20 protein-coding genes and 2 pseudogenes are annotated in these 24,369 nt (G+C 65.1%); 18 read left to right on the top strand and 4 right to left on the bottom strand.

Going from position 1 to position 24,369, the window contains the following annotated elements; genetic code table 11:
* Positions 1-16 precede the first annotated feature (16 nt).
* Positions 17-469, top strand: a complete 453-nt coding sequence (gene rnhA / locus ACSX1D_RS11925; RefSeq protein WP_439858720.1) for a ribonuclease HI — start codon at positions 17-19, stop codon at positions 467-469.
* Positions 462-1,205 (top strand): DNA polymerase III subunit epsilon, encoded by a 744-nt coding sequence (gene dnaQ, locus ACSX1D_RS11920; protein WP_439858719.1) that lies wholly within the window; start codon positions 462-464, stop codon positions 1,203-1,205. Before rnhA ends, dnaQ begins: the two co-directional genes overlap by 8 nt.
* A 328-nt stretch (positions 1,206-1,533) precedes the next feature.
* Here the strand turns inward: dnaQ and amaB are convergent, their stop codons facing one another.
* On the bottom strand, positions 1,534-3,024 hold the full coding sequence (gene amaB, locus ACSX1D_RS11915; protein ID WP_439858718.1) for an L-piperidine-6-carboxylate dehydrogenase: 1,491 nt from the start codon (positions 3,022-3,024) through the stop codon (positions 1,534-1,536).
* 156 nt (positions 3,025-3,180) lie between these two features.
* Here amaB and ACSX1D_RS11910 point away from each other — a divergent pair, with 156 nt between their 5' ends.
* From ACSX1D_RS11910 to ACSX1D_RS11895, 4 genes are all read left to right on the top strand, one after another.
* A complete protein-coding gene (locus tag ACSX1D_RS11910) occupies positions 3,181-4,092 on the top strand; it encodes a LysR family transcriptional regulator (RefSeq protein ID WP_439858717.1) in 912 nt (303 codons plus the stop codon).
* A 204-nt stretch (positions 4,093-4,296) separates the two neighbouring features.
* A complete protein-coding gene (locus ACSX1D_RS11905) occupies positions 4,297-5,547 on the top strand; it encodes a 2-aminoadipate transaminase (protein ID WP_439858716.1) in 1,251 nt (416 codons plus the stop codon).
* Positions 5,548-5,697: 150 nt separating this feature from the next.
* On the top strand, positions 5,698-6,930 hold the full coding sequence (locus ACSX1D_RS11900) for a DUF3422 domain-containing protein (RefSeq protein ID WP_439858715.1): 1,233 nt from the start codon (positions 5,698-5,700) through the stop codon (positions 6,928-6,930).
* A gap of 325 nt (positions 6,931-7,255) precedes the next feature.
* Positions 7,256-7,723, top strand: coding sequence for a hypothetical protein (locus tag ACSX1D_RS11895; RefSeq protein WP_439858714.1), 468 nt, complete (start codon positions 7,256-7,258; stop codon positions 7,721-7,723).
* A 269-nt stretch (positions 7,724-7,992) separates the two neighbouring features.
* Here the strand turns inward: ACSX1D_RS11895 and ACSX1D_RS11890 are convergent.
* Positions 7,993-8,121 (bottom strand): annotated as a pseudogene (locus tag ACSX1D_RS11890) (IS110 family transposase); the annotation flags it as partial.
* A gap of 245 nt (positions 8,122-8,366) precedes the next feature.
* Between ACSX1D_RS11890 and ACSX1D_RS11885 the strand changes: the two are divergent.
* The 6 genes and pseudogenes from ACSX1D_RS11885 to ACSX1D_RS11860 all read left to right on the top strand — a co-directional run.
* Positions 8,367-9,695 carry a mechanosensitive ion channel family protein gene (locus tag ACSX1D_RS11885; protein WP_439858713.1) on the top strand — a complete coding sequence of 443 codons (1,329 nt, stop codon included), beginning with the start codon at positions 8,367-8,369 and terminating at the stop codon, positions 9,693-9,695.
* 115 nt (positions 9,696-9,810) lie between these two features.
* The gene (locus ACSX1D_RS11880; protein ID WP_439858712.1) at positions 9,811-10,542 is read left to right on the top strand and encodes an NAD(P)-dependent oxidoreductase; all 732 of its coding nucleotides are present in this window, start codon (positions 9,811-9,813) and stop codon (positions 10,540-10,542) included.
* Positions 10,543-10,690: 148 nt separating this feature from the next.
* The gene (locus tag ACSX1D_RS11875; protein ID WP_439858711.1) at positions 10,691-11,575 is read left to right on the top strand and encodes a sterol desaturase family protein; all 885 of its coding nucleotides are present in this window, start codon (positions 10,691-10,693) and stop codon (positions 11,573-11,575) included.
* Positions 11,576-11,683: 108 nt separating this feature from the next.
* Positions 11,684-12,391, top strand: a complete 708-nt coding sequence (locus ACSX1D_RS11870; RefSeq protein ID WP_439858710.1) for a CTP synthase C-terminal region-related (seleno)protein — start codon at positions 11,684-11,686, stop codon at positions 12,389-12,391.
* Positions 12,392-12,695: 304 nt separating this feature from the next.
* Complete coding sequence (hglS, locus tag ACSX1D_RS11865; protein WP_439858709.1) at positions 12,696-14,117, top strand: 2-oxoadipate dioxygenase/decarboxylase HglS; 1,422 nt, start codon at positions 12,696-12,698, stop codon at positions 14,115-14,117.
* 750 nt (positions 14,118-14,867) lie between these two features.
* Positions 14,868-15,722, top strand: a pseudogene (locus tag ACSX1D_RS11860) (universal stress protein); the annotation flags it as partial.
* Between the two features lie 230 nt (positions 15,723-15,952).
* Here the strand turns inward: ACSX1D_RS11860 and gfa are convergent.
* On the bottom strand, positions 15,953-16,531 hold the full coding sequence (gfa, locus tag ACSX1D_RS11855) for an S-(hydroxymethyl)glutathione synthase (protein ID WP_439858708.1): 579 nt from the start codon (positions 16,529-16,531) through the stop codon (positions 15,953-15,955).
* 359 nt (positions 16,532-16,890) lie between these two features.
* On the opposite strand from gfa, the gene ACSX1D_RS11850 reads away from it, so the two are divergent.
* From ACSX1D_RS11850 to ACSX1D_RS11830, 5 genes are all read left to right on the top strand, one after another.
* On the top strand, positions 16,891-17,664 hold the full coding sequence (locus ACSX1D_RS11850) for an ABC transporter ATP-binding protein (protein WP_439858707.1): 774 nt from the start codon (positions 16,891-16,893) through the stop codon (positions 17,662-17,664).
* 17 nt (positions 17,665-17,681) lie between these two features.
* Positions 17,682-18,434, top strand: coding sequence for an ABC transporter substrate-binding protein (locus ACSX1D_RS11845; protein ID WP_439858706.1), 753 nt, complete (start codon positions 17,682-17,684; stop codon positions 18,432-18,434).
* 58 nt (positions 18,435-18,492) lie between these two features.
* Complete coding sequence (locus ACSX1D_RS11840) at positions 18,493-19,188, top strand: ABC transporter permease (RefSeq protein WP_439858705.1); 696 nt, start codon at positions 18,493-18,495, stop codon at positions 19,186-19,188.
* The gene (locus ACSX1D_RS11835; protein ID WP_439858704.1) at positions 19,185-19,874 is read left to right on the top strand and encodes an ABC transporter permease; all 690 of its coding nucleotides are present in this window, start codon (positions 19,185-19,187) and stop codon (positions 19,872-19,874) included. Before ACSX1D_RS11840 ends, ACSX1D_RS11835 begins: the two co-directional genes overlap by 4 nt.
* Positions 19,875-20,103: 229 nt before the next feature.
* Complete coding sequence (locus ACSX1D_RS11830) at positions 20,104-20,565, top strand: Lrp/AsnC family transcriptional regulator (RefSeq protein WP_439858703.1); 462 nt, start codon at positions 20,104-20,106, stop codon at positions 20,563-20,565.
* A gap of 118 nt (positions 20,566-20,683) precedes the next feature.
* Here the strand turns inward: ACSX1D_RS11830 and ACSX1D_RS11825 are convergent, their stop codons facing one another.
* A complete protein-coding gene (locus tag ACSX1D_RS11825; protein ID WP_439858702.1) occupies positions 20,684-21,781 on the bottom strand; it encodes a saccharopine dehydrogenase family protein in 1,098 nt (365 codons plus the stop codon).
* A gap of 251 nt (positions 21,782-22,032) precedes the next feature.
* Here ACSX1D_RS11825 and ACSX1D_RS11820 point away from each other — a divergent pair, with 251 nt between their 5' ends.
* Entirely contained in the window at positions 22,033-24,300 is a 2,268-nt protein-coding gene (locus ACSX1D_RS11820; protein ID WP_439858701.1) for an Orn/Lys/Arg decarboxylase N-terminal domain-containing protein, read from the top strand.
* Positions 24,301-24,369: the final 69 nt, after the last annotated feature.

Here is a 24,369-nt window from a genome sequence, read left to right as displayed (position 1 = left end):
GAGAAAAAGGCTGTGCATGTCTGAACAAGTCGAGATCTACACCGATGGTGCCTGCAAGGGCAATCCGGGAGTCGGTGGCTGGGGCGCGCTGCTGATCTTCAAGGGGGTGGAGAAGGAGCTCTGGGGCGGCGAGGCCGAGACCACCAACAACCGCATGGAGCTGACCGCGGCGATTCGCGCCCTGGCCGAGCTGAAGCGCGCCTGCGAGGTGCGCCTGGTCACCGATTCCCAGTACGTTATGCAGGGCATCCAGGACTGGATGCCGAACTGGAAGAAGCGCGGCTGGAAGACCGCCGCCAAGCAGCCGGTGAAGAATGCCGACCTGTGGCAGCAGCTGGATGAGCAGGTCAATCGCCACAACGTGACCTGGCAGTGGGTGCGCGGTCATACCGGCCACCCGGGCAACGAGCGGGCCGACCAGCTGGCCAACCGTGGCGTCGAAGAAGTGAGGGGATTGAAGCGTGCGTAGCATCGTTCTGGATACCGAAACCACCGGCATGCCGGTCACCGATGGTCACCGGATCATCGAGATCGGTTGCGTCGAGCTGATGGGCCGGCGCCTGACCGGCCGGCATTTCCACGTCTACCTGCAGCCGGATCGCGAGATCGACGAAGGCGCCATCGCGGTGCACGGCATCACCAACGAGTTCCTGCAGGACAAGCCGCGTTTCAAGGATGTGGCCGAGGAGTTCTTCGAGTTCATCAAGGGCGCCCAGCTGATCATCCACAACGCGGCGTTCGACGTGGGCTTCATCAACAACGAGTTCGCCTTGCTGGGTCAGCAGGAGCGCGCCGACATCGGCGAGCACTGCCCGATTCTCGACACCCTGTTGATGGCGCGCGAGCGCCATCCGGGCCAGCGCAACAACCTCGATGCGCTGTGCAAGCGTTACGACGTCGACAACTCCGGGCGTGACCTGCACGGCGCCTTGCTCGATGCCGAGATCCTCGCCGACGTCTACCTCGCGATGACCGGCGGGCAGACCAACCTGTCCCTGGCCGGCGATGGCTCCGAAGGCGACAGCAGCGGTCGCCGGCAGCCCACGCCGATCCGCCGCCTGCCTGCCGAGCGCGCGCGCACCCTGGTGATCCGCGCCAGCGAGGACGAGGTGGCCGCCCATGCCGCCCGTATGGCGGTGATCGAGAAGTCGGCCGGCGCGCCGCCCCTGTGGGTGCAGCTGGAACAGCCAAAAGCAGAGCAGTAGGGGGCGCCATGCGCGGGTAGGGTGCGCCGCGCGCACCAGCGTTTTGACGCAGTGGCCGTTGCAGGGTGTTCGGTGCGCATGGCGCACCCTACGGGCGGCGTCCAAATGAAAAAGCCCCAAGAGCGCAGGTCTCGGGGCTTTGTCGTTCAGGCCTGCTTCGCGTCGGTCGAACACTGAGAGCGGTAGGGTGTGCCGCGCGCACCAGCGCTATGGCGCAGCAGCCGTTGCAGGGTGTTCGGTGCGCATAGCGCACCCTACGGCGGCGTCCAAATGAAAAAGCCCCGAGAGCGCAGGCCTCGGGGCTTTGTCGTTAGGGCCTGGGTTGCTGTCAGTCGAACACGATGCCCTGGGCCAGGGGTAGCTCACGGGAGTAGTTGACCGTGTTGGTCTGCCGGCGCATGTAGGCCTTCCACGCATCGGAGCCGGACTCGCGGCCGCCGCCGGTTTCCTTCTCGCCGCCGAACGCGCCGCCAATTTCCGCGCCGCTGGTGCCGATGTTGACGTTGGCGATGCCGCAGTCGCTGCCGGCGGCGCTCTGGAACTGCTCGGCTTCACGCATGTCGGTGGTGAAGATGCACGACGACAGGCCCTGCGGCACTTCGTTGTTCAGGCGCAGGGCCTGGTCGAAGTCGCTGTAGCTCATCACGTAGAGGATCGGCGCGAAGGTCTCGTGGCGCACCACCTCGCTCTGCGCCGACATCTCGACGATGGCCGGGCTGACGTAGTAGGCGTTCGGGAACTGCTCGGCCAGCTGGCGCTCGCCGCCGAAGACCTTGCCGCCCTCCGCGCGGGCCTTGTCCAGCGCCGCCTGCATGGCCTCGAAGCTGTGCTTGTCGATCAGCGGGCCGACCAGGTTGCCCTGCAGCGGGTGGCCGATGCGCACCTTGCTGTAGGCGACCTTGAGGCGGGCGACGATCTCGTCCTTGACCGACTCGTGGGCGATCAGCCGGCGCAGGGTGGTGCAGCGCTGGCCGGCGGTGCCCACGGCGCCGAACAGGATGGCCCGCACGGCCATGTCGAGGTCGGCGCTGGGGGCCAGGATCATGGCGTTGTTGCCGCCCAGTTCGAGGATGGTGCGGCCGAAGCGCGCGGCCACCTTGGGCGCCACTTCGCGGCCCATGCGGGTGCTGCCGGTGGCGCTGATCAGGGCCACGCGCGGGTCCTCGACCAGGGCGTCGCCGGCCTCGCGGTCGCCGATGATCAGCTGGCTGAGGCCCTCGGGGGCATCGCCGAAGGCGGCCAGCGCCTGCTCGAACAGCGCCTGGCAGGCTAGGGCGGTGAGCGGGGTCTTCTCCGATGGCTTCCACAGCACGGCGTCGCCGCAGACCAGGGCCAGGGTGGTGTTCCAGGCCCAGACCGCCACCGGGAAGTTGAAGGCACTGATCACGCCGACCACGCCGAGCGGCTGCCAGGTCTCGCGCATGTGGTGGCCCGGGCGCTCGGAAGCGATGGTCAGGCCGTAGAGCTGGCGCGACAGGCCGACGGCGAAGTCGCAGATGTCGATCATCTCCTGCACTTCGCCCAGGCCTTCCTGGGTGATCTTGCCGGCTTCCCAGGACACCAGTTCGCCGAGGTCGGCCTTGTGCTTGCGCAGCACCTCGCCGAACAGACGGATCAGTTCGCCACGACGCGGCGCCGGCACGCTGCGCCAGGCCAGGAAGGCCTGCTCGGCGCGGGCGATCTTGGCCTGCACCGCGGCGCGGTCTTCCAGGCTGACCGAAGCGATCTGGCTGCCGTCGATCGGGGTGTGTACCGGGTAGTTGCCATTCTCTACTGCGTGGGCGCTAACCCCGAGGCGGCTCAGAAGTCCGTCAACCATGGCTCTCTCCTGTATCTGGTCGTGGTTGAAAATTATGCTCGGGGTCAGTATTAATCTTCCGCCTGGAGGGCAGCAAGCGAGCATTATTCGCCATGTCATTCCTAGGATTCATCGTTCGCCCCTGTTCGCCGCCCCACGCCTTCGCGAGATTTCCCCATGTCCAAACGCCTGATGCCGTCCATGGCCGCCCTGCAGTGCTTCGAGGCGGTGGCGCGCCACCTGAGCTTCACCCGCGCCGCGGAGGAGCTGTTCCTCACCCAGAGCGCGGTGAGCAAGCAGGTGGCGCAGCTCGAGGAGATGCTCCAGCACCTGCTGTTCCGCCGCATCCGCCGGCGCCTGCAGCTGACCCCGGCCGGCTCGTTGTACCTGACCGAGGTGAACAAGATCCTCAAGCAGGTGGAGATGTCCACCCACTACATCCTGTCCTACGGTGGCGAGACCGAGGTGCTCAAGGTGGCGACCCAACCGACCTTCGGCGCGCGCTGGCTGATCCCTCATCTCAAGGGCTTCGGTGCGGCCAACCCGAACATCCACCTGGACATCCGCAATGAACTGGAACCCTTCGACCTGGTCCAGGCGCGGGCCGACGTGGTGTTCTTCTTCGGCCAGGGCACCTGGCCGGGGGCCGAGTGCATCGAGCTGTTCGGCGAGGAGATGGTGCCGGTGTGCGCCCCGGACATCCTCCCGGCCACGCCGCTGGACAGCGCCCTGCAGCTGAGCGAGCGGGTGCTGCTGCAGTGCGCCTCGCGGCCCGAGGCCTGGCACGAGTGGTTCGAGGCCCAGGGCCTGCAGACCGAGCACAGCTACCACGGGCCGCGCTTCGAGACCTTCTATATGTGCATCCGCGCGGCCCAGTCCGGCTGCGGCGTGGCGCTGGTGCCGCGTTTCCTGGTGGAGGACGAGCTGGCCGAGGGCAAGCTGGTGATTCCCTGGGATCACCCCCAGCCCAGCAGCGGCCGGCACTTTCTCGCCTACGCCGAACATGCCGCCGAAGTGCCGAAGATTCGCGCCTTCGTGAAGTGGATCGAGGCGCAGGTACGCCTCGAACACGGCGAGGCCGCACGCTGAGTCGTCCCCAGCGGGCACCGCGTCGAGGCGGGCACAAGGCGGAAAAAAAGGAATGACAGCCGCGTTTTTTTTCGTTTGCCGGGCGCCTTCATCTCTCGCTTTCATAGTGGCCCAGTCAACCCGGCCACGAGGACGCCCCATGCCCGCCCGCGAGAATGCCTGCCCATGCCCTTCGATCCTTCGCCGCGCGGAGGGTGTGCGCCCATGAGCCAGGCTCCGATCAGCAACGCCCTGGGCATCGTCCACCCCATCAGCCTCAGCCACGGCCGCAACGCCGAGGTCTGGGACAGCGCCGGCAAGCGCTACATCGACTTCGTCGGCGGCATCGGCGTGCTCAACCTCGGCCACTGCCATCCGCGCATCGTCGAGGCGGTGCGCGAGCAGGCCGGCCGGCTGACCCACTCGGCCTTCAATGCCGTGCCCCATGAGGGCTACGGCCGGCTGATGGAGGCCCTGACGTGCTTCGTTCCGGTCAGCTACCCGCTCTCCGGCATGCTCACCAACAGCGGCGCCGAGGCGGCGGAGAACGCCCTGAAGATCGTCCGCGCGGCCACCGGGCGCAGCGCGGTGATCGCCTTCGACGGCGGCTTCCACGGCCGTACCCTGGCCACCCTCAACCTCAACGGCAAGGTGGCGCCCTACAAGCAGAAGGTCGGCGTGCTGCCGGGGCCGGTCTATCACCTGCCGTACCCCAGTGCCGATAACGGGGTCAGCCGCGAGCAGGCCCTGGCGGCCATGGAGCGGCTGTTCAGCGTGGAGATCGACCGCGCCGAGGTGGCCTGCTTCATCGTCGAACCGGTGCAGGGCGAGGGCGGCTTCCAGGCCCTGGATGCGGCCTTCGCCCAGGACCTGCGGCGCTTCTGCGATACCCACGGCATCCTCCTGATCATCGACGAGATCCAGTCCGGCTTCGGCCGCAGCGGCCAGCGCTTCGCCTTCAGCCGCCTGGGCATCGAGCCGGACCTTCTGCTGCTGGGCAAGAGCATGGCCGGCGGCCTGCCGCTGGCGGCGGTGGTCGGCCGCCGCGAACTGATGGACGCGCTGCCCAAGGGCGGCCTGGGCGGCACCTATTCGGGCAACCCGATCGCCTGCGCCGCGGCCCTGGCCACCCTGGAAGAGATGAGCGACGCCAACCTGGCGACCTGGGGCGAGCTGCAGGAATGCACCATCCTCGCCCGCTACACCAGCTGGCGGCAGGCGCCCTGGGCGGCTGCCATCGGCCGCCTGACCGGCGTGGGCGCCATGCGCGGCATCGAACTGCGCAGCGCCGACGGCGGCCCCGGCAGCGAGCGCCTGGCCAGCCTGCTGGGCAACGCCCGCGAGCAGGGCCTGCTGCTGATGCCCAGCGGCAAGCAGCGCCACATCATCCGCCTGCTGGCGCCGCTGACCACCGAGCCCGAGCGGCTGGACGAGGGCTTCGACATCTTCGAGCGCTGCCTGGCGCAACTGGACTGAGTCGATCGGCGCCCGCTTGCGCCGTGGCCTGCTGATGCGCCCAGGCCATAGAGGCACCGCGGCGACCTGTGTCCCGGCGGGGCGGGCGGCAGTCCAGTAGATTCAGGCGCTGCCGGCCGAGCGGTGGCGCCCTCTGTCTTGGAGCCTGTGATGCACCCGCTGAGAGCAAGCCTGCACGATGAACTGCACGCGCGCCCGTCGCTCTATTTCGACGGCCCGGCCCATGTCTATCATTTCGCCCTGCTGGACGATGGCCAGTCACTGGAGGCCATCGTCCGCCGCCTCGACGAGCTGGCCGACAACCCGGGCCGCGGCGTGCTGCGCCACGGCCTGCTGCGCATCGCCGGCTGCGCCTTCAAGTGGGAGCGCCACAGCGAATTCCTCTCGCTGACCTGGGTGGTGCCGCTGGCGGCCGATGGCACGCGCTGGGCCGAGGTGCCGCAGCCGCTGCGCGGCCTGCTCGACGCCCACCGCGAGCTGATCATCGATGCCCTGGTGATCCTCGTCGAGAACCAGCAGGACGCGGCGCAGGCGCCGGCCGGCTATGGCTTCAAGGACCCGGCCGGCTCGCATATCGGCGGTGGCGACGCCACGGTGTGGGGCGACTTCCGCCTCTCGGCCCAGGGCTACAATCGCCTGCTGCTGGTCAACCGTGGCCTGAATGCCTACCGCCTCGGGCGCATGGTGCGCCGCCTGGTGGAGATCGAGACCTACCGCATGCTGGCGTGCCTCGGCCTGCCCACGGCACAGGAGCTGGGCAATACGCTGCAGGAACTGGACCGCGAACTGATCCGCCTCGCCGAGCGCAACGCCGAGGCGGACAACGACCAGGCCAAGGCCCTGCTCGATGGCCTGACCGCGCTGTCGGCCCGGCTGATGCGCTGCTCGGCCACCAGCCGGCCGCGCTTCAGCGCCACCGCGGCCTACGCGCAGATTGTCTTCGAGCGCATCGCCGAGCTGCGCGAAAGCCACGTCGGCGAGCACCAGCGCCTCGGCATCTTCCTCGAGCGGCGCTTCAAGCCCAGCGTGCGCTACTGCGCCGCCACCGAACAGCGCCTGGACCGCCTGGCCCATGGCATCGCCAACCTCGGCGAACTGCTGCAGGCCAAGGCCCAGGTGGAAGTGGAGGAGCAGAACTCGAAGATTCTCGAAAGCCTCAACGCCCGCACCCACACCCAGCTGAAGATCCAGAAGGCGGTAGAGGGCTTCTCGCTGATCGCCATCAGCTACTACCTGATCGGCCTGCTGAAGATGACCCTGGAAGGCCTGGGCGCCCTGGGCTCGCCGCTGTCCGGCAAGGTGCTGTTCGCCCTGCTGGCGCCGCTGTTCCTGCTGACCCTGCTGCTGCTGGCGCGGCGGCTGAAGCAAGCCGCGCGGCACTAGGCGGGCAGGGCCCCAGCCGCGCGGCCGAAGCCGGCATCGCCTGCGCTTGGCCGATATCCTCTGCCGAGCACGGCATGCCGGCAGATTCAGTCGCTGGACAGGATCATGGCAAAACAGTAGCGTCGGCCGGCATATGCCAAGCGTGGGCGAGGCATCCAGGCTTGCCGTCGATGGTGCATAACGTCCTTCTGCCCCCAGCGACCCGCTGGAATCTCCGGAATAGACAGGGAAAGCCAAAGGCGACAAGGAATGTTATCCACCGAATGGTGCGTTTAAACGCACCATTCGGTGTCTAATTTTAGTTAGGAAGCAATTGGAGATATGGATGTTTGAGCTTGCCCTCACGGTAATCGGAGTTGTTCTTGGCTTCGCACTGAGTGCCGCCTACGAAAGCGCAAAAGGCAAGAGAAATACTAAAAACATATCCAGAATCCTTCATCGTGAAATCCAATCCAATATAGACGCCTTACAGAATGAGCTTTCTGTAATCAACCAAGCATCAGCAGAAAACATGCCCAGCTTTATTGAGCCACTCACCATGCAGGAAATCGCTGAACGCATAAAATCAGCCGTATCAGCAGAAGCATTCAACATGTGCCGCTTAGAAGTACCATCACTAGGCTCAAGAGCCGCAGAGGATATTTTCAACTTTTACGAATCTGCGCGCCAACTACCAAAGACAATTCAAGAAATTGAGCGTTGGGCAGGCAACATACGACATGGCCTTTTCGAGGACCTAATCAGCCATTTGATAGAAAAAGCAGAAGAGGCAAAGAAGCGTGTTGCCTCCTAACAATTGTATATGGACGCTCCCCACAAGTAGATGAGGAATCGCTTTTCAAGCCTGTCGTCAGTGCGGTTGCATTCGTATATCCGGCCTGTCATGGGCAGCATCGCCCTGGCCACTCTGTAGTTCGCGCAGCGGGGGCCCAGCGTTCAATCGATCACGTGGATCATGATTGTTATCGGCCTTGTTCCGCTGCCGGACTCGCCTGTTCCGACAGTCTCGCGTCTCACCACAACCATCCGAAACCCTTCATTCCCTCCTGATTACGCCCGCCGTCAGGCGGGCCTTACGCGCTGCCAGTCGCCACTGAAGCGGCCCTGGTGACACCGTACCGCCCAGCAGATCCGCACCAGTTTGTTGGCCAGGGCCACCGCCACCTTGTTGTGGTCGATGCGCGCCGCCGTTTAAACATTTTGTTTGCGTGCAAGCGGTGTTGGCGGCATAGGTTCGGATCCGGGGGCTATGCTTCATATTCGTTTGCTGCAGTGGGTGTCGGTGGTCTAGTAGCTTTTTAGGCCAAGGCCCCGGGGTAATAGATCGAGTCTATGATTCTGGCTAGACAGCTGTTGTGTTTTATGGGGGCGCTGTGAAGTTGATTTTACTTGGATAGTCCAGTTTGCCTGTCAAGTAATGGATAGGGTTTTCAATAATGATGATTGACAATCTCGGCGTGCAGGTCGATCAGGCGCTCCAGACGGTGAGTTCGGTTGTTTCCCAGCCGGTAACCTACACGCAAATGGGTATCGTCATAGCCATTTACGCGCTTGCCTGGATAGTTGCCAATCGCATCAGGAAATATGTCCCGGTTCTGAATGTAGGAGATGATGAGGCTGGCGCTCATCCGCTTCGTAAATTTATCGGCAGGCTGGGTGGCTTGATTTTCCCGATACTCGCGATTTTGTTGTTGCGAATATCCGTTGAGGTGAGCGAGAACCTGCTGAGTCAGGGGTGGCTGGTGCAGGCGGCGCTTACCATTTCCATCCTGCTTATCTTTTACTCGATCATCCGTAACTTTATCCGCAACAGGTTTCTCGCCGCGACCTTCAAGTGGCTGGGCATCCCGTTGTTATTTCTGCACCTGGTCGGCCTGCTCGACGGATTGATCGGGATACTCGAATCCATCTCGGTCAACCTGGGCAATATCGAGATTTCGGTATACGGCATCGCCCGGGTCGCGATCTTCGGCTCGATGCTGTTCTGGCTCGGCCGCGTCAGCAGCAGAACCGGCCGGGACTTCATTTCCCATCAGGAGAACCTGGACGTACGCACCCGGGAAGTGGCCGCGAAGCTCTTCGAGGTGGCGATATTCTTCTTCATTTTCCTGCTGCTGTTGCAAATCATGGGCATCAACCTCACCACGCTCGCGGTGTTTGGCGGCGCGCTGGGTGTTGGTCTGGGCTTTGGGTTGCAGGCCATCGCCTCCAATTTCATATCCGGAATCATCATCCTGCTGGACCGCTCGGTGTCCATTGGTGATTACGTCGAGCTCGAGGATGGCCGCACCGGAATTGTGCGTGAGTTGAATATGCGCTCGACCACGCTGGAAACCTTCGATGGCAAGGATGTTGTGGTACCGAACGAAAAGTTTATCGCCGAGATATTTACCAATTGGACGCACAAGGACAAAAGCCAGCGCTATCGGGTGGATTTTTCGGTCTCCTATGACTCGGATGTCAGGAAGCTGGTGGAGATCATCAAGGAAGTGGTCGCCAGCCACCCGCAGGTATTCAGCGGTGAGGATGTACCGTTCGAGGAGCGGCCCGACTGCGAGATAGACAGCTTTGGCGACTCGGGCATCAATATGTTCGTGGAGTTCTGGATGGAGGGGGTCGACGACGGCAAGAATCGCGTAGGGGGCGACCTCTTGCTGATGATCTTGGAGGCGCTGCAGGAGCATGGCTTCGAAATACCCTTCCCGCAGAGAGAGGTGCGTGTCCTGAACGAACGCCCCTCCGCCAAAAGAAGACGGGGCGATTAGCCAGTCCGTGGCGCGCCATCGCCTTGGGGCGTAGCGTACGGGCAGTGGATAAGGCCCGTCCCTTGGCTTGATCGTTGCGAGCGCAGTTGTCCAGATACAGGGAAGGAGACAGGGCATGGCCATACTGGTGGTAGGCGCAAGCGGCGCGACGGGGCGGTTGTTGGTCGAGCAGTTGCTCAGTCGAGGCCAGCAGGTCCGGGCGATTGTGAGAGCGCCGGAGCCGTTTCGGCGGCTCTTCGAAAACAATGAGAATCTTTCGGTTATCCCCGGCAGCATCCTGGAGTTGAGCGACGGCGAACTGGCGCGTCACGTCGATGGGTGTGAGGCAGTGGCTTCGTGCCTGGGACACAGCCTGAGCCTGAAGGGGATCTACGGCGAGCCGCGCCGGCTGGTGACCGATGCGGTCAACCGCTTATGCACCGCCATCGGCGAAAGCCAGCCGGCCAGACCGGTCAAGTTCGTGCTGATGAACACCACCGGCAACCGCAATCGCGATCTGTCTGAGCCGATTTCCTGGGCCCAGAAAGTTGTCGTGGGGCTGATTCGCCTGTTGGTGCCGCCGCACCTGGATAATGAGCGGGCCGCAGATTTTCTGCGCACCCGCATTGGTCACGGCGACGGGTTGATCGAATGGGCCGTGGTTCGTCCCGATACCTTGATTGATGAGAGCGTTGTAACCGAATACGCGGTTCACCCTTCACCGACCCGAAGCGCGATATTCGATGCAGGCAAAACCAGTCGCATCAACGTGGCACATTTCATGGCGGACCTGATCACCGACAATGGCGGCTGGCTTAAATGGAAGGGGCGGATGCCGGTGGTCTATAACGTCGACGGCCCCCTGTAGACCGTGCGTTCAACGCATCGTGCAGGGGGGCGGCGCGGGACTGTATGTACAGGGCAAGTGGATGCGGTTGAGCGAGATTTCGCTCGTCAACTTAACTGGGCGCTGACGCGACGCGTTAGCCCCGTCACCATGGATCGGAGAGCGCACTATGCAACAGCTGTTGAGTCGCACCTTTTTGTTGATCAGCGTCTGCGCCAGCCTGGCCGCCTTCTTTTTCGCCTATCACGCTGGGCTGGACCTCGAGGTGACGGTTCTTGCCGCTACTGTCGCGACGCTGGTGGCCGGCATGCTGTTCGAGCGTTTCGCCCCCTATCGAGAGGACTGGCGCCGCAACAGGGGGGATGCCGGGACCGATGTCATCAGCGCCATGGTGCTGGTCGGCATGGTGGAGCCGTTGCTCAAGGCGGCTGGGCCTGTCGCCCTTGTTTCATTACTGGGGGCGGCATCGATCGCGCCAAGCGAGGCCTTTCTGGCGAGCCTGCCCCTTGCGTTGCAGATACTGGCGGCGACCCTGCTCATCGAGCTTGGGCGCTATTGGTCGCACCGGTTGCATCACATGGCCAAGCCGCTCTGGTGGTTGCACGCCATGCACCACAGCAGTGAACGCCTGTATAGCCTGAACAACTTCCGGTTTCATCCGCTCAATCACGCGACGAATTTTATCGTCGGCATGCTGCCGGCCATGCTCCTCGGATTTTCGCCCGAGGCGTTGCTGGGGTATCTGGCGCTCACCCAGCCGGTGCTCATGCTGCAGCATGCGAATATCGACCTTAAGAGCGGCTGGCTGAACTTCATCTTCAGCAGCAACGAATTGCACCGCTGGCATCATTCCAGTGACGCGCGCGAAGGCCATGTCAACTTTGGCAGTGCCCTGGTGATTTGGGATCAGGTATTCAAGACGTTCTACCTGGGCGGGAACAACAGGGCGCCGGTGCAGGTTGGCCTGTTCGCCGACAGCGCCGCCTACCCAGGGCGGTCTGGCTACTTCTCGCAGTTGCGCTCGCTGTTTTCCCCTGGGTGCTGCGTGGGATAGGCAGATTGCCCGGAGAACGTTCGGTTCTCGCTGCGTTAACCGCTGATGGGCGCCCGTACTGGGCGCCCCGAAGCTGAAATTTGCCACTGACAAGGAACGTACACGGACATGCCCGCAACCATCACAGTCGGCTTGATCGGCGACTACCACGACGCCGTTCCGGCCCATCAGGCCATCCCACTGGCGCTGCAGCAGGCGGCGCAGGGGCTGGAAGTCGAGGTGGGGTTCGAGTGGATCGGCACCGAAACGATCACCTCTGCCGCCTCGATCAGCCGCTTCGACGGACTCTGGTGTGTGCCTGCCAGCCCTTACCGGAACATGGACGGTGCGCTGCTCGCCATTGGCCATGCACGCAGCAATGGCATGCCCTTCCTGGGGACATGTGGCGGGTTTCAGCATGCGCTGCTGGAGTACGCGCGCAATGTGCTGGGCTGGCACGACGCCGAGCATGGCGAAACCGCCCCCGATGCGCCGCGCCAGGTGATTGCCCCGTTGGCGTGCGCATTGGTGGAGGTGAGTGACCTGATTCGCCTGCAGGCCAATACCCGTGTCGCGTCCGCCTACGCTGCGGTTGAAATTACCGAAGGGTATCGATGCAGCTACGGGCTGAATCCAGCGTTCCGCGCGGCGCTTGTCTCCGGACCGCTGCGAGCGACGGCCTATGACGGGGCGGGCGAGGTCCGCGCGGTCGAACTCGAGGGCCATCCCTTCTTCGTCGCGACCCTGTTTCAACCCGAGCGCAGGGCGCTGCGGGGCGATCCGGTTCCGCTGGTGGTTGCCTTCCTGCGTGCCTGCATGTCCGGTGCGGGGCGCTGAGGCCGGGGTACTTCGCCCATATAGCGGCTGGCCCTGGCGGTCGAGGGCGACTCGGGGTCGATCCAGGGCACAGCGGCGTTCCCGATTGGTGCGCCGAGACGCGCCGAGACTGTATGGCCTTCCCGCGAGCATTCTGGGCCTGCCAGCGCCTGCCGGTGGATTCTTTAAGGGAATGAACAGCTGAGGATTAGTCGTTTGAAACCGACTATCCCGCTCGCCAGAATGTTTCCCATGAATGGCTGGAATACCAAATCACTGGGGATGCCGGCCACCCTGTCCAGGCGATGCAAGGAGTCGAGTTCCCATGAGCGTTCAAGCTGCCGCTAACCCGGATGCGCTGGTTAGTCCCGATGAGATCCGCGCGCAGTTCTCCCGCGCCATGTCGGCCATGTACCAGGCCGAGGTGCCGTTGTACGGCGCGCTGCTGGAGCTGGTGGGGGAGGTCAACGCCCAGGCCCTGGCGCAGGACCGGCAGCTGGCCGCGCGGCTCAGCGCAACAGGCGAGATCCAGCGCCTGGACATGGAGCGCCACGGCGCCATTCGCCTGGGCAGCGCCGCCGAGCTGGCCACCATGCGCCGCCTGTTCGCGGTCATGGGCATGTATCCGGTGGGCTATTACGATCTGGCCTGTGCCGGCGTGCCGGTGCATTCCACCGCGTTTCGTGCCATCCATGAGGCGTCGCTGCAGCACAGCCCGTTCCGCGTGTTCACCTCGCTGCTGCGTCTGGAGCTGATCGAGAACCGCGAGCTGCGCGAACTGGCCGCGGGCATCCTCGCGCGGCGCAATATCTTCACCCCTCGCGCCCTGCAGCTGATCGAGCGGGCCGAGGCAGCCGGCGGCCTGAACGCGGGCGAGGCGGACGAGTTCGTCCAGCAGGCCCTGGAGACCTTCCGCTGGCACCGCGAGGGCACCGTCGGTGCCGCGCTGTACCAGCAGTTGAGCGACCAGCACCGGCTGATCGCCGATGTGGTGGCGTTCAAGGGGCCGCACATCAATCACCTGACTCCGCGCACCCTGGATATCGACGCGGTGCAGGCCGGCATGCAGGGTCGCGGCATCAGCCCGAAGGCGGTGATCGAAGGGCCGCCACCGCGGCGCTGCCCGATCCTGCTGCGGCAGACCAGCTTCAAGGCCCTGCAGGAGGCGGTGACGTTCGTCGAGGCGGACGGCAGCGATGCGCTGGGCAGCCACACCGCGCGCTTCGGCGAGATCGAGCAGCGTGGCGTGGCCCTCACCCCGCGGGGTCGGGCGCTGTATGACCGCCTGCTCGAGGCTACCCGCAAGGTCGCCGGTGGCGCGCCGAACGAGGAGGGCGCGGCGGCCTATATGGCCACGCTCAGCCAGCAGTTCCAGGCGTTCCCCGATGACTACGCCAGCCTGCGCCGGCAGGGGCTGGCCTACTTCCGCTACTTCGTCACCGAGCAGGGCGTGGCCGCCAAGGCGCGGGGCGAGCTGGCCCAGGAACTCGAGGCGCTGCTGGCCGCCGGCCACCTGCAATGCGAGCCACTGGTCTACGAGGACTTCCTGCCGGTCAGCGCCGCCGGCATCTTCCAGTCCAACCTCGGCGACAATGCCCGCGACAGCTATGGCCAGAGCGCCAACCGCGAAGCCTTCGAGCGCGACCTGGGCGCGCCGGTGCTCGATGAGCTGGCGTTGTACGCGGAAACCCAGCAGCGCTCGCTGGAGCAGTGCGCCGAGGCGCTGGGCCTGGCGGCACTCGCCTGAGGCGCAGGCGAGGCCTGCCGTCGATCGCCACGCCTGGGTCTTCGCTTACCTGCCGGCGCGCCTGACCTGGTGCTTTGCGCCCGGCGCGCGGCCTCCCACAAACAGCCGGCGGACGCGGCAAGAGGGGCGGGCGAGGGCCGTGATGGCCCTGTCCGTCGGCACCTCGCCAGCGCGCCAATCGACTAGCGGTGCTGGCGGGCTGCGGCACAACGACCACACTGAAGCGTGGGGCAGGGCAAACAGCACTGTGCCCGCGAACCATCGTTTTGCAATGCAGTCGCCGATGAGCGCCGTGATCGATGCCCGGGTTCGACACCGGGGTGTCTTCGGAAGCTGGCTTGAGGACGCCGACGGGCGACGCCTGACGAATGGTCAATCCGCTCCACTCAATGCCAGCCGACCGCCCAGGCACGCGAATCATGCCGAGGACGCCTGCAGATGGACTGCACAGCGCTCTTTCACGTTATTAGTCGATGCACCGCAACACAGCGCCGGTTCGCGAGAGCCGCGCATGAGTGACGGCATCCACATCCTGTAGCGGCGCCCCGAATCCGCGGGGCGAGCGCGCGGCGGGCTTCATTAGTCCAAGAATCAAAAGCAGATTTCATCGAAGTCGTTTCCCGGCCGTCCTCGCCGAATCAGTGACCCGTTGATCACCCGACGAAGCGGCAAGCGGCTGCGCCTGAGTCAAGGCCTGGACGCTACCTGTCGCCGAGCGGTACCGACACCCTTACGCACAGGACGTTAGTCATGCAAACCATTCGCAATACCCTGGTGGTGATGGACCCAGAGCAGTCTCCGGCACTGGTCCTCGACCGAGCCAAGCTGATCGCCAACACCACGCAGTCGCACCTGCACGTGTTGGTGTGCGACAAGAAAAACGACTATTCGGCCCTCCTTGGCGAGACCCGCGAGACCCTGCAAGGCCAAGGCTTCAGCGTTAGCGCCGAGCAGGCCTGGCATGGTAGCCAGCACCGGACCATCATCGCCGCGCAGCAGGCTCAAGGCTGCGGCTTGGTGATCAAGCAACACCGACGCGATACGCGCCTGAGCAAGACCCTGCTGCCCTCCGAGGACTGGAAGCTGCTGCGCTTTTGCCCTTGTCCGGTGCTGATCGTGAGGACGACCGCGTCCTGGCAGGGCAGCAGCATTCTCGCCGCCATCGATGCGGGCAACGACGACGTCGATCACCGCGTGCTGCATGCCGGGATCGTCGGTCATGGCCATGACATCGCCAACATGACCGGCGGCACCCTGCACCTGATGTCGGCCCACCCTTGTCCCGAACTGCTGGCGCCCGATCCGGTGTTCCAGGTCAAGGACAGCATCCTGGCCCTGTACCGCAAGCAGTGCCGGGTGCTGCAGGCCGAATACGGCATCGACGACGAACGCCTGCACATAGAGGAGGGCCCCGCCGACGTGCTGATCCCCGCGGTCGCCCATCGCCTGGACGTGTCACTGACGGTGATCGGCAGCGTGGCGCGCAGCGGCCTGTCGGGGGCGTTGATCGGCAACACGGCGGAAACCGTGCTCGACAGCCTGGAGTGCGACGTGCTGGTGCTCAAGCCCGCCGATGTGATCAGTCACCTGGAGGAACTGGCGGCGCCGGTGAGCCCGGAGCTGGACTCGGCGATACATTCCTGGCCCTACAGCCATGCCGCACGCGTGCACAAGCAGGCCGAGCCCGAAGACGGCCCGGACGAAGCCGAGCCGCAGCCCAGCGGGCCGGGACTGCAAGCGCGCTGAGGGGCGCGAACTGCACTCGCCGAGCTGCCGGGCGGCGTGCCGGCCGAGGCCGCGAGCCTGTCTCGCGGCCTCGGGGCGGTAGGCCGAATTCAGCTCTTCAGCGCGCCGGAGGCCTTGGCCAGGTGGGTGGCGATGGCGTCCATCAGGGGCGGCGACAGGCAGTCGTAGGGCTCCAGGCCGAGCGCCTTGAGGCGGGCGCGCACCGCGCCCATCAGCGCCGGATCGGTGCCCGACTCGATGATCGAGGAGACGAATGCGGCGAACTGCGGGGCCGACCAGCCCTTGTCCGGCGACAGTTCGGTGTGGATGAAGTCCAGTCCATAGAGAGGGTGGGCGCTGTTCTCGATGCGCCCGTACAGGTGCACCCCGCACTCGCGGCAGGCGTGGCGCTGGATGGTGGCGCCGGGGTCGACCACTTCGAGCTTCTCGGCATGCTCGCTGACCCGCAGTTTGTCTCGCGGCACCACCGCTACCAGGGAGAACAGGGCGCCCTTGGGCTTCCAGCACTTGGTGCAGCCGCAGGCGTGATTGTGCGCCGACTGGGCGTCGACCCTCACCTTGACTGGATCCCGGGAGCAATGGCAGACCAGGGTTCCCCCGGCGAAGTCATCGGCGCCTGGCTGGATGCCATTGTCCACCGATGGGTGAATCGAGAATGTGCCGGTCATTTCTCACCTCCTTAAAGTTGCCAACACTATGAGCGTAGCGTGGGGCAGCGCCCGCGCGGGCGAGCCGGATACCGTCGATCGGCGGGGCTTGGCCGGCGTCTGGCGGTGCCGCAGCAACCCGTGCAGTTCCATAGATTTTGGAATGAACCGAGTCCTTCTTTTCGTTTGAGGCGTGTGCCTATCCTTGTTTAGATCGGTAGCCAGCGGCGCTGCCGGATGGGCCTGGGAAGGCTGCGGCAGTGCTATCGCGGGGCAAGGATGACGCCATTAAGGCCGTCGATGACGCCTGCGTGTTAGGCGGATGGCCTTGACGGGCGGCAGTATTTGCCAGGCTTAAAAAGAATAATAAGAGGTACTGCATGACCAGCTCCCCGTTCGCCCTGGAGATCCGTGATCTGCACAAGCGCTACGGCGATCACGAGGTGCTCAAGGGCATCTCGCTGAATGCCCGTGACGGTGACGTGATCTCCATCCTCGGCTCCTCCGGTTCCGGCAAGAGCACCTTCCTACGCTGCATCAACCTGCTGGAAAACCCTCACCGCGGGCAGATCATCGTCAATGGCGAGGAGCTGCTGCTCAAGAAGGGCGCAGCCGGCGACCTGCAGGCGGCCAGCAGCAAGCAGATCAACCGCCTGCGCAGCGAGCTGGGCTTCGTCTTCCAGAGCTTCAACCTGTGGCCGCACATGAGCGTGCTCGACAACATCACCGAGGCGCCGCGCCGGGTACTGGGCCTGAGCAAGGCCGAGGCCATCGAGCGCGCCGAGGCCTTGCTGGCCAAGGTAGGCATCGCCGACAAGCGCCATGTCTACCCCAACCAGCTGTCCGGCGGCCAGCAGCAGCGCGCGGCCATCGCCCGCACGCTGTGCATGGAGCCGAAGGTGATCCTGTTCGACGAGCCGACCTCGGCCCTCGACCCGGAAATGGTCCAGGAAGTGCTCAGCGTGATCCGCGCCCTGGCCGAAGAGGGTCGCACCATGCTGCTGGTGACCCACGAGATGAACTTTGCCCGCCAGGTGTCCAGTGAGGTGGTGTTCCTGCACCAGGGCCTGGTCGAGGAGCAGGGCCCGCCGGAACAGGTGTTCGACAACCCGCAGTCGGCACGCTGCAAGCAGTTCATGTCCAGTAACCACTGAAAATGGAGCTACATCGCATGCATAACTACAAGAAAATCCTGCTGGCTGCGGCCGCCACCCTGGCTTTCGGCACCAGCGCCGTAGCCGCCGACAAGCTGAAGATCGGCACCGAAGGCGCCTACCCGCCGTTCAACCTGATCGACGCCGATGGCCAGGTGGTTGGCTTCGACATCGAGATCGCCCAGGCCCTGTGCGCCAAGATGCAGGCCGAATGCGAAGTGGTCACCTCCGACTGGGACGGCATCATCCCGGCGCTGAACGCCAGGAAGTTCGACTTCCTGGTGGCCTCGATGTCGATCACCGAAGAGCGCCAGCAGGCGGTCGACTTCACCGAGCCCTACTACACCAACAAGCTGCAGTTCATCGCCCCGAAAGGCAGCGAGTTCAAGACCGACGAAGCCAGCCTCAAGGGCAAGGTGATCGGCGCCCAGCGCGCGACCATCGCCGGCACCTGGCTGGAAGACAACCTCGATGACGTGGTCGACATCAAGCTCTACGACACCCAGGAGAACGCTTATCTGGACCTCACGTCCGGGCGCCTCGACGGTGTGCTGGCCGACACCTTCGTCAACTGGGAATGGCTCAAGAGCGATGCCGGCAAGGGCTTCGAGTTCAAGGGCGAGCCGGTGTTCGACAACGACAAGATCGGCATCGCCGTGCGCAAGGGTGAGCCGCTGCGCGAGAAGCTCAATGTCGCCCTGAAGGAAATCGTCGCCGACGGCACCTACAAGCAGATCAACGACAAGTACTTCCCCTTCAGCATCTACTGATCGGCACCGGCTGGTGCGGCCGCCGCTGCCGTACCAGCCCCCTGCGGTGGTTTGAATCATGACTCTCGATCTCTACGGATTCGGCCCGGCGCTGCTCGCCGGTGCCTTGATGACCATCAAGCTGGCGCTCGCGTCGCTGTCCCTGGGCCTGGTATTGGGCCTGCTCGGCGCCCTGGCCAAGACTTCGCCGTACAAGCCGCTGCAGTGGCTCGGCGGCACCTATTCGACCCTGGTGCGCGGCGTGCCCGAGCTGCTCTGGGTGCTGCTGATCTACTTCGGCACGGTCAGCCTGATGCGCAGCCTGGCCGACCTGCTCGGCGTGGCCAGCCTGGAGCTGTCGCCCTTCGCCGCCGGCACCATCGCCCTCGGCCTGTGTTTCGGCGCCTACGCCACCGAGGTGTTCCGGGGCGCCATCCTGGCCATCCCCAAGGGCCATCGCGAGGCGGGGCAGGCCCTCGGCCTGTCCAAGGCGCGGATTCTCTGGCGGTTGATCCTGCCGCAGATGTGGCGCATCGCCCTGCCGGGGCTGGGCAACCTGTTCATGATCCTGATGAAGGACACCGCGCTGGTCTCGGTGATCGGCCTGGAGGAGATCATGCGCCGTTCGCAGATCGCAGTGACCTCGAGCAAGGAGCCCTTCACCTTCTTCCTGGTGGCCGCGTTCATCTACCTGAGCCTGACCATCCTCGCCATGATCGGCCTGCACCTGCTCGAGAAGCGTGCCAGCCGTGGTTTCCTGAGGGCTGCCGCATGAACTGGGAATTGATCATCAAGTGGCTGCCACGGATTCTCGAGGGCGCCTGGCTGACCCTGGAGCTGGTCGGCATCGCGGTGATCGCCGGGCTGATCCTGGCGTTGCCCCTGGGCATAGCGCGGGCCTCGCGGCACTGGTGGCTGCGCGCCTTGCCCTACGGCTATATCTTCTTCTTCCGCGGCACGCCGCTACTGGTGCAGCTGTTCCTGGTCTACTACGGCCTGGCGCAATTCGAGGCGGTGCGCGAGGGGCCGCTGTGGCCCTACCTGCGTGATGCCTACTGGTGCGCCATCATCACCCTGACCCTGCACACCGCGGCCTACATCGCCGAGATCCTGCGTGGCGCCATCCAGGCCGTGCCGCCGGGGGAGATCGAGGCGGCGCGAGCGCTGGGCATGGCGCGCTGGCAGACCTCGCTCTACATCGTCCTGCCGCGGGCGGCGCGCATCGGCCTGCCGGCCTACAGCAACGAGGTGATCCTGATGCTCAAGGCCAGCGCCCTGGCCAGCACCATCACCCTGCTGGAGCTGACCGGCATGTCGCGCACCATCATCGCTCGCACCTACCAGCCGGTGGAGATCTTCTTCGCCGCCGGCCTGTTCTACCTGCTGGCGGCCTATCTGCTGGTGCATGCCTTCCGCCTGCTGGAGCGGCGTCTGCGGGTGGATGCCTGCCAGGGCCGTTGAGCCGCTCGCGCCCGGCGCCGCCCGAGGCGTGGGCCGGGAGCGCGGAGGCTGCTTTACGCGGCGCCGGCGCATAAGCAGACTGCGCAGGCGCCCTGGCCGCCACGCAGACCGATTCGGGCGCCTCCTGAGGAAGGCGCCCGAGTCGTAGCGGAATCAGTAAATTGCCAACGCTGGCCGGCCTTGCCGGGCGGCGTTTCGTTGTCTCGTGAGTTCTTGAGGTTGGTCCTGAATGTCTGATTTGAACCCGCTGCGCCTGGATGACATCGATCGTCAGCTGATCGCCGCGTTGCAACTCAATGCCCGCGAGAGCGTGGCCATGCTGGCGCGCAAGTTGGGGATCGCCCGCACCACGGTGATCTCGCGCATTACCCGCCTGGAAAAGCACAAGGTCATCACCGGCTACGGCCTGCGTTTGGGCCAGCGTGTGCTGGATGGCGGCCTGCAGGCCTACGTGGGCATCACCCTGCAGCCGCGCTCGGGCAAGGAGGTGCTGCGCCGCTTGACCAGCATGGCCGAGGTGCAGCAGTTGTGTACGGTCAGTGGGGAGTTCGATTTCGTCGCCTGGTTGCGGGCCGACTCGCCGGAGCGCCTCGACCAGTTGCTGGACGAGATCGGCGAAGTCGACGGGGTGGAGAAGACCACCACCTCGATCATCCTGTCGTGCAAGCTGGATCGCGGACAGAAGCTCTAGGCAGGAATGGTTGGGCGGGCGCCTGGCCCGCGCCGGGCTGGGAAACGGATGACCAAACGAAAAATCCCCGGTCGCCGGCTGAGCTGCCGGCGACCGGGGATCGGTGACTCGCCGAGGCTTAGGCGGCCTCTTGGGTCTGCACCTCTTGCTCCTCGTAGGCCTGACCGAAACGGTTGGCCAGGAAGTCCTCCAGCGACACCTGCTCCTGGCTGATGAAGCCCGCTTGCGGCAGACGCTGCTCGCGGAACAGGTCCAGGGCGGCGCAGATGCCGGCGGCGGTGGTGATCTGGATGGCACTGGTCAAGCGGCCGTTCTGTTCGGCGGCGAAGATCTTGCGGCTGAACACTTCCTGCACCAGCTTGCCGCCGCGCAGGCCGTTGACGGTGACGAACACCAGCACCACGTCCTGCATGGTGCTGGGCACCGCGCCGCGCAGGATGTCCTTGAGCTTGTCCTGGTTGGCCGACAGGCGCAGGTCTTCCAGGAGGAACTTCATCAGGTCGCGGTGGCCCGGGTAGCGCACGGTCTTGTAGTCCAGCACCTCGACCTTGCCTTGCAGGGTCTCGCACAGGGTGCCGAGACCGCCGGAGGTGTTGAAGGCCTCGTACTCGACGCCGTCCAGGGAGAAGTGCTCCAGGCCTTCCAGCGGCTGGACCATCTGTAGCTTGCCGTTGCGGATCGCCTCGCAGGGGTGGCAGTACTCGTTGACCAGGCCGTCGACGCTCCAGGTCAGGTTGTACTTCAGGGCGTTGGTGGGGAACTCGGGCAGGGCGCCGACGCGCATCTTGACCTCGCGCACGCTGTCGAAGTGACGCGCCAGGGAGTGGGCGGCAATGCCGATGAAGCCCGGGGCCAGGCCACACTGCGGCATGAACGCGGTCTTGGCGTCCTTGGCCAGCTCCATGATGGTCTTGGTCGCGTGCACGTCTTCGGTCAGGTCGAAGTAGTGGGTGGCGGTGGCCTTGGCTGCCTTGGCCACGCCGATGGCCATGTGGTAGGGCAGGGCGTTGAGCACCGCATCCTGGCCCTGCATGGCGGCTTCCAGGGCGCCGCTGTCGGCCGAGTCGAGTTCGCGGGTGGCGATGCCCAGGTCGGCGATGGCTTGCAGCGAGGTGGCGTCGCGGTCGGCTACCAGCACCCGGTAGTCGCCGGATTTGTGCAGCAGTTGGGCGATGGTGTAGCCGATGTGGCCCGCGCCGAGCAGGAGGACGTTCATTGTTGTTATCTCCAAGGTTGCGTTCAGATGGGGCCAGTCTAAAGAGCAGTTAGTTCGACAATAAGACTCATAAAACATCAAAAAGATTGGCTTGTGAGTCGATATGACGTGCTGGTGATGCGTTTAGTCGGATTCAGTCGTGACTGCGGACGGCAGTACGCGGCGGGTCTTATAACTTTCTTGTCACATGGCACCCTGGACCTTCTACCCTGAGGGACAGGCAAGCGCGCCATAGCCGAGCAGGAACCGCCATGTACAAAGACCTCAAGTTCCCCGTGCTCATCGTGCACCGCGACATCAAGGCCGACACCGTGGCCGGCGAGCGGGTGCGCGCGATCGCCCGGGAGCTGGAGCAGGACGGCTTCAGCATCGTCTCCACCGCCAGTGCCGCCGAAGGGCGCATCGTCGCCTCGACCCACCACGGCCTGGCCTGCATCCTGGTGACGGCCGAGGGGGCGGGGGAGAACAAGCACCTGCTGGAGGACATGGTCGAGCTGATCCGCATCGCCCGCACGCGCGCGCCGCAGCTGCCGATCTTCGCCCTCGGCGAGCAGGTCACCATCGAGAACGCGCCGGCCGAGGCGATGAACGATCTCAACCAGCTGCGCGGCATCCTCTACCTGTTCGAGGACACCGTGCCCTTCCTCGCCCGCCAGGTCGCCCGCGCCGCGCGCAACTACCTGGACGGCCTGCTGCCGCCGTTCTTCAAGGCCCTGGTGCAGCACACCGCGCAGTCCAACTACTCCTGGCACACGCCCGGCCACGGCGGTGGCGTGGCCTACCGCAAGAGCCCGGTGGGGCAGGCCTTCCACCAGTTCTTCGGCGAGAACACGCTGCGCTCGGACCTGTCGGTGTCGGTGCCGGAGCTGGGCTCGCTGCTCGACCACACCGGCCCCCTGGCCGAGGCGGAGGCGCGCGCGGCGCGCAATTTCGGCGCCGACCACACCTATTTCGTGATCAATGGCACCTCGACGGCGAACAAAATCGTCTGGCACAGCATGGTTGCCCGCGACGACCTGGTGCTGGTCGACCGCAACTGCCACAAGTCGATCCTCCACTCGATCATCATGACCGGGGCCATCCCCCTGTACCTGAGCCCCGAACGCAACGAGCTGGGCATCATCGGGCCGATCCCGCTCAGCGAGTTCTCCGCCGAGTCTATCCGCGCCAAGATCGCCGCCAGTCCGCTGGCCCAGGCGCGCGCCGGCGGCGCGGCGGCGAAGGTCAAGCTCGCCGTGGTGACCAACTCGACCTACGACGGCCTGTGCTACAACGCCGAGCTGATCAAGCAGGCCCTGGGCGACAGTGTCGAGGTGTTGCATTTCGACGAGGCCTGGTACGCCTATGCGGCCTTCCATGAGTTCTATGCCGGGCGCTACGGCATGGGCACCTCGCGCGAGGCCGAGGGGCCGCTGGTGTTCACCACCCATTCCACCCACAAGCTGCTGGCGGCCTTCAGCCAGGCCTCGATGATCCACGTGCAGGACAGCGGCAGCCGTCAGCTGGACTGCGACCGCTTCAACGAAGCCTTCATGATGCACATCTCCACTTCGCCGCAGTACGGCATCATCGCCTCCCTCGATGTGGCCTCGGCGATGATGGAGGGGCCGGCCGGGCGCTCGCTGATCCAGGAGACCTTCGATGAGGCGCTGAGCTTTCGCCGCGCCCTGGCCCACCTGCGGCAGAACCTCAAGGCCGACGACTGGTGGTTCAGCATCTGGCAGCCGCCGCGGGCGGAGGGCGCCGAGGAGGTGGCGACCGGCGACTGGCTGTTGCAGCCGCAGGCCGAGTGGCACGGCTTCGGCGAAGTGGCCGAGGACTATGTGCTGCTCGATCCTATCAAGGTCACCCTGGTTACGCCGGGGCTGACCGCCGGCGGCAAGCTGGACCAGTGCGGGATACCCGCGGCGGTGGTCGGCAAGTTCCTCTGGGAGCGTGGCCTGGTGGTGGAGAAGACCGGCCTGTACTCCTTCCTCGTGCTGTTCTCCATGGGCATCACCAAGGGCAAGTGGAGCACCCTGCTGACCGAGTTGCTGGAGTTCAAGCGCAGTTACGACGCCAACCTGGCACTGGCCGATGCCCTGCCGTCCATCGCCAGGGCGGGCGGCGCGCAGTACCAGGGCATGGGCCTGCGCGACCTGTGCGACGCGTTGCACGGCTGCTACCGCGAGAACGCCACGGCCAAGGCGCTCAAGCGCATGTACACGGTGCTGCCGGAGGTGGCGATGAAACCGGCCGATGCATACGACCAGTTGGTGCGCGGCGAGGTCGAGGCGGTGCCGATCGACCGGCTCGACGGCCGCATCGCCGCGGTGATGCTGGTGCCTTATCCGCCCGGCATCCCCTTGATCATGCCGGGCGAGCGCTTCACCCCGGCCACCCGCGCGATCATCGACTATCTGCAGTTCGCCCGTACCTTCGACCACGGCTTCCCTGGCTTCGATGCGGACGTGCATGGGCTGCAACGCCAGGACGGCCCGCAGGGCGCCCTGTACACGGTGGACTGCATCAAGGCCTAGGCGCCGCCTGCCGCAGCAGGGCCTTCAAGCGGTGCCGGTGCGGCGCGCTGACCGGTGCTAGTATCCTCG

This window comes from Pseudomonas sp. MBLB4136 (genome assembly GCF_051904765.1).
GTDB lineage: Bacteria > Pseudomonadota > Gammaproteobacteria > Pseudomonadales > Pseudomonadaceae > Aquipseudomonas.
The sequence above is the reverse complement of the archived record's forward strand: the minus strand, read 5'-3'. Positions and strand labels throughout refer to the sequence as shown.

Excerpts from the sequence above, each read along its gene's own strand:
- rnhA (WP_439858720.1), top strand. The coding sequence starts at position 17 with ATGTCTGAACAAGTCGAGATCTACACCGATGGTGCCTGCAAGGGCAAT.
- amaB (WP_439858718.1), bottom strand. The coding sequence starts at position 3,024 with ATGGTTGACGGACTTCTGAGCCGCCTCGGGGTTAGCGCCCACGCAGTA.
- ACSX1D_RS11910 (WP_439858717.1), top strand. The coding sequence starts at position 3,181 with ATGTCCAAACGCCTGATGCCGTCCATGGCCGCCCTGCAGTGCTTCGAG.
- ACSX1D_RS11905 (WP_439858716.1), top strand. The coding sequence starts at position 4,297 with ATGAGCCAGGCTCCGATCAGCAACGCCCTGGGCATCGTCCACCCCATC.
- ACSX1D_RS11900 (WP_439858715.1), top strand. The coding sequence starts at position 5,698 with ATGCACCCGCTGAGAGCAAGCCTGCACGATGAACTGCACGCGCGCCCG.
- ACSX1D_RS11895 (WP_439858714.1), top strand. The coding sequence starts at position 7,256 with ATGTTTGAGCTTGCCCTCACGGTAATCGGAGTTGTTCTTGGCTTCGCA.
- ACSX1D_RS11885 (WP_439858713.1), top strand. The coding sequence starts at position 8,367 with ATGATGATTGACAATCTCGGCGTGCAGGTCGATCAGGCGCTCCAGACG.
- ACSX1D_RS11880 (WP_439858712.1), top strand. The coding sequence starts at position 9,811 with ATGGCCATACTGGTGGTAGGCGCAAGCGGCGCGACGGGGCGGTTGTTG.
- ACSX1D_RS11875 (WP_439858711.1), top strand. The coding sequence starts at position 10,691 with ATGCAACAGCTGTTGAGTCGCACCTTTTTGTTGATCAGCGTCTGCGCC.
- ACSX1D_RS11870 (WP_439858710.1), top strand. The coding sequence starts at position 11,684 with ATGCCCGCAACCATCACAGTCGGCTTGATCGGCGACTACCACGACGCC.
- hglS (WP_439858709.1), top strand. The coding sequence starts at position 12,696 with ATGAGCGTTCAAGCTGCCGCTAACCCGGATGCGCTGGTTAGTCCCGAT.
- gfa (WP_439858708.1), bottom strand. The coding sequence starts at position 16,531 with ATGACCGGCACATTCTCGATTCACCCATCGGTGGACAATGGCATCCAG.
- ACSX1D_RS11850 (WP_439858707.1), top strand. The coding sequence starts at position 16,891 with ATGACCAGCTCCCCGTTCGCCCTGGAGATCCGTGATCTGCACAAGCGC.
- ACSX1D_RS11845 (WP_439858706.1), top strand. The coding sequence starts at position 17,682 with ATGCATAACTACAAGAAAATCCTGCTGGCTGCGGCCGCCACCCTGGCT.
- ACSX1D_RS11840 (WP_439858705.1), top strand. The coding sequence starts at position 18,493 with ATGACTCTCGATCTCTACGGATTCGGCCCGGCGCTGCTCGCCGGTGCC.
- ACSX1D_RS11835 (WP_439858704.1), top strand. The coding sequence starts at position 19,185 with ATGAACTGGGAATTGATCATCAAGTGGCTGCCACGGATTCTCGAGGGC.
- ACSX1D_RS11830 (WP_439858703.1), top strand. The coding sequence starts at position 20,104 with ATGTCTGATTTGAACCCGCTGCGCCTGGATGACATCGATCGTCAGCTG.
- ACSX1D_RS11825 (WP_439858702.1), bottom strand. The coding sequence starts at position 21,781 with ATGAACGTCCTCCTGCTCGGCGCGGGCCACATCGGCTACACCATCGCC.
- ACSX1D_RS11820 (WP_439858701.1), top strand. The coding sequence starts at position 22,033 with ATGTACAAAGACCTCAAGTTCCCCGTGCTCATCGTGCACCGCGACATC.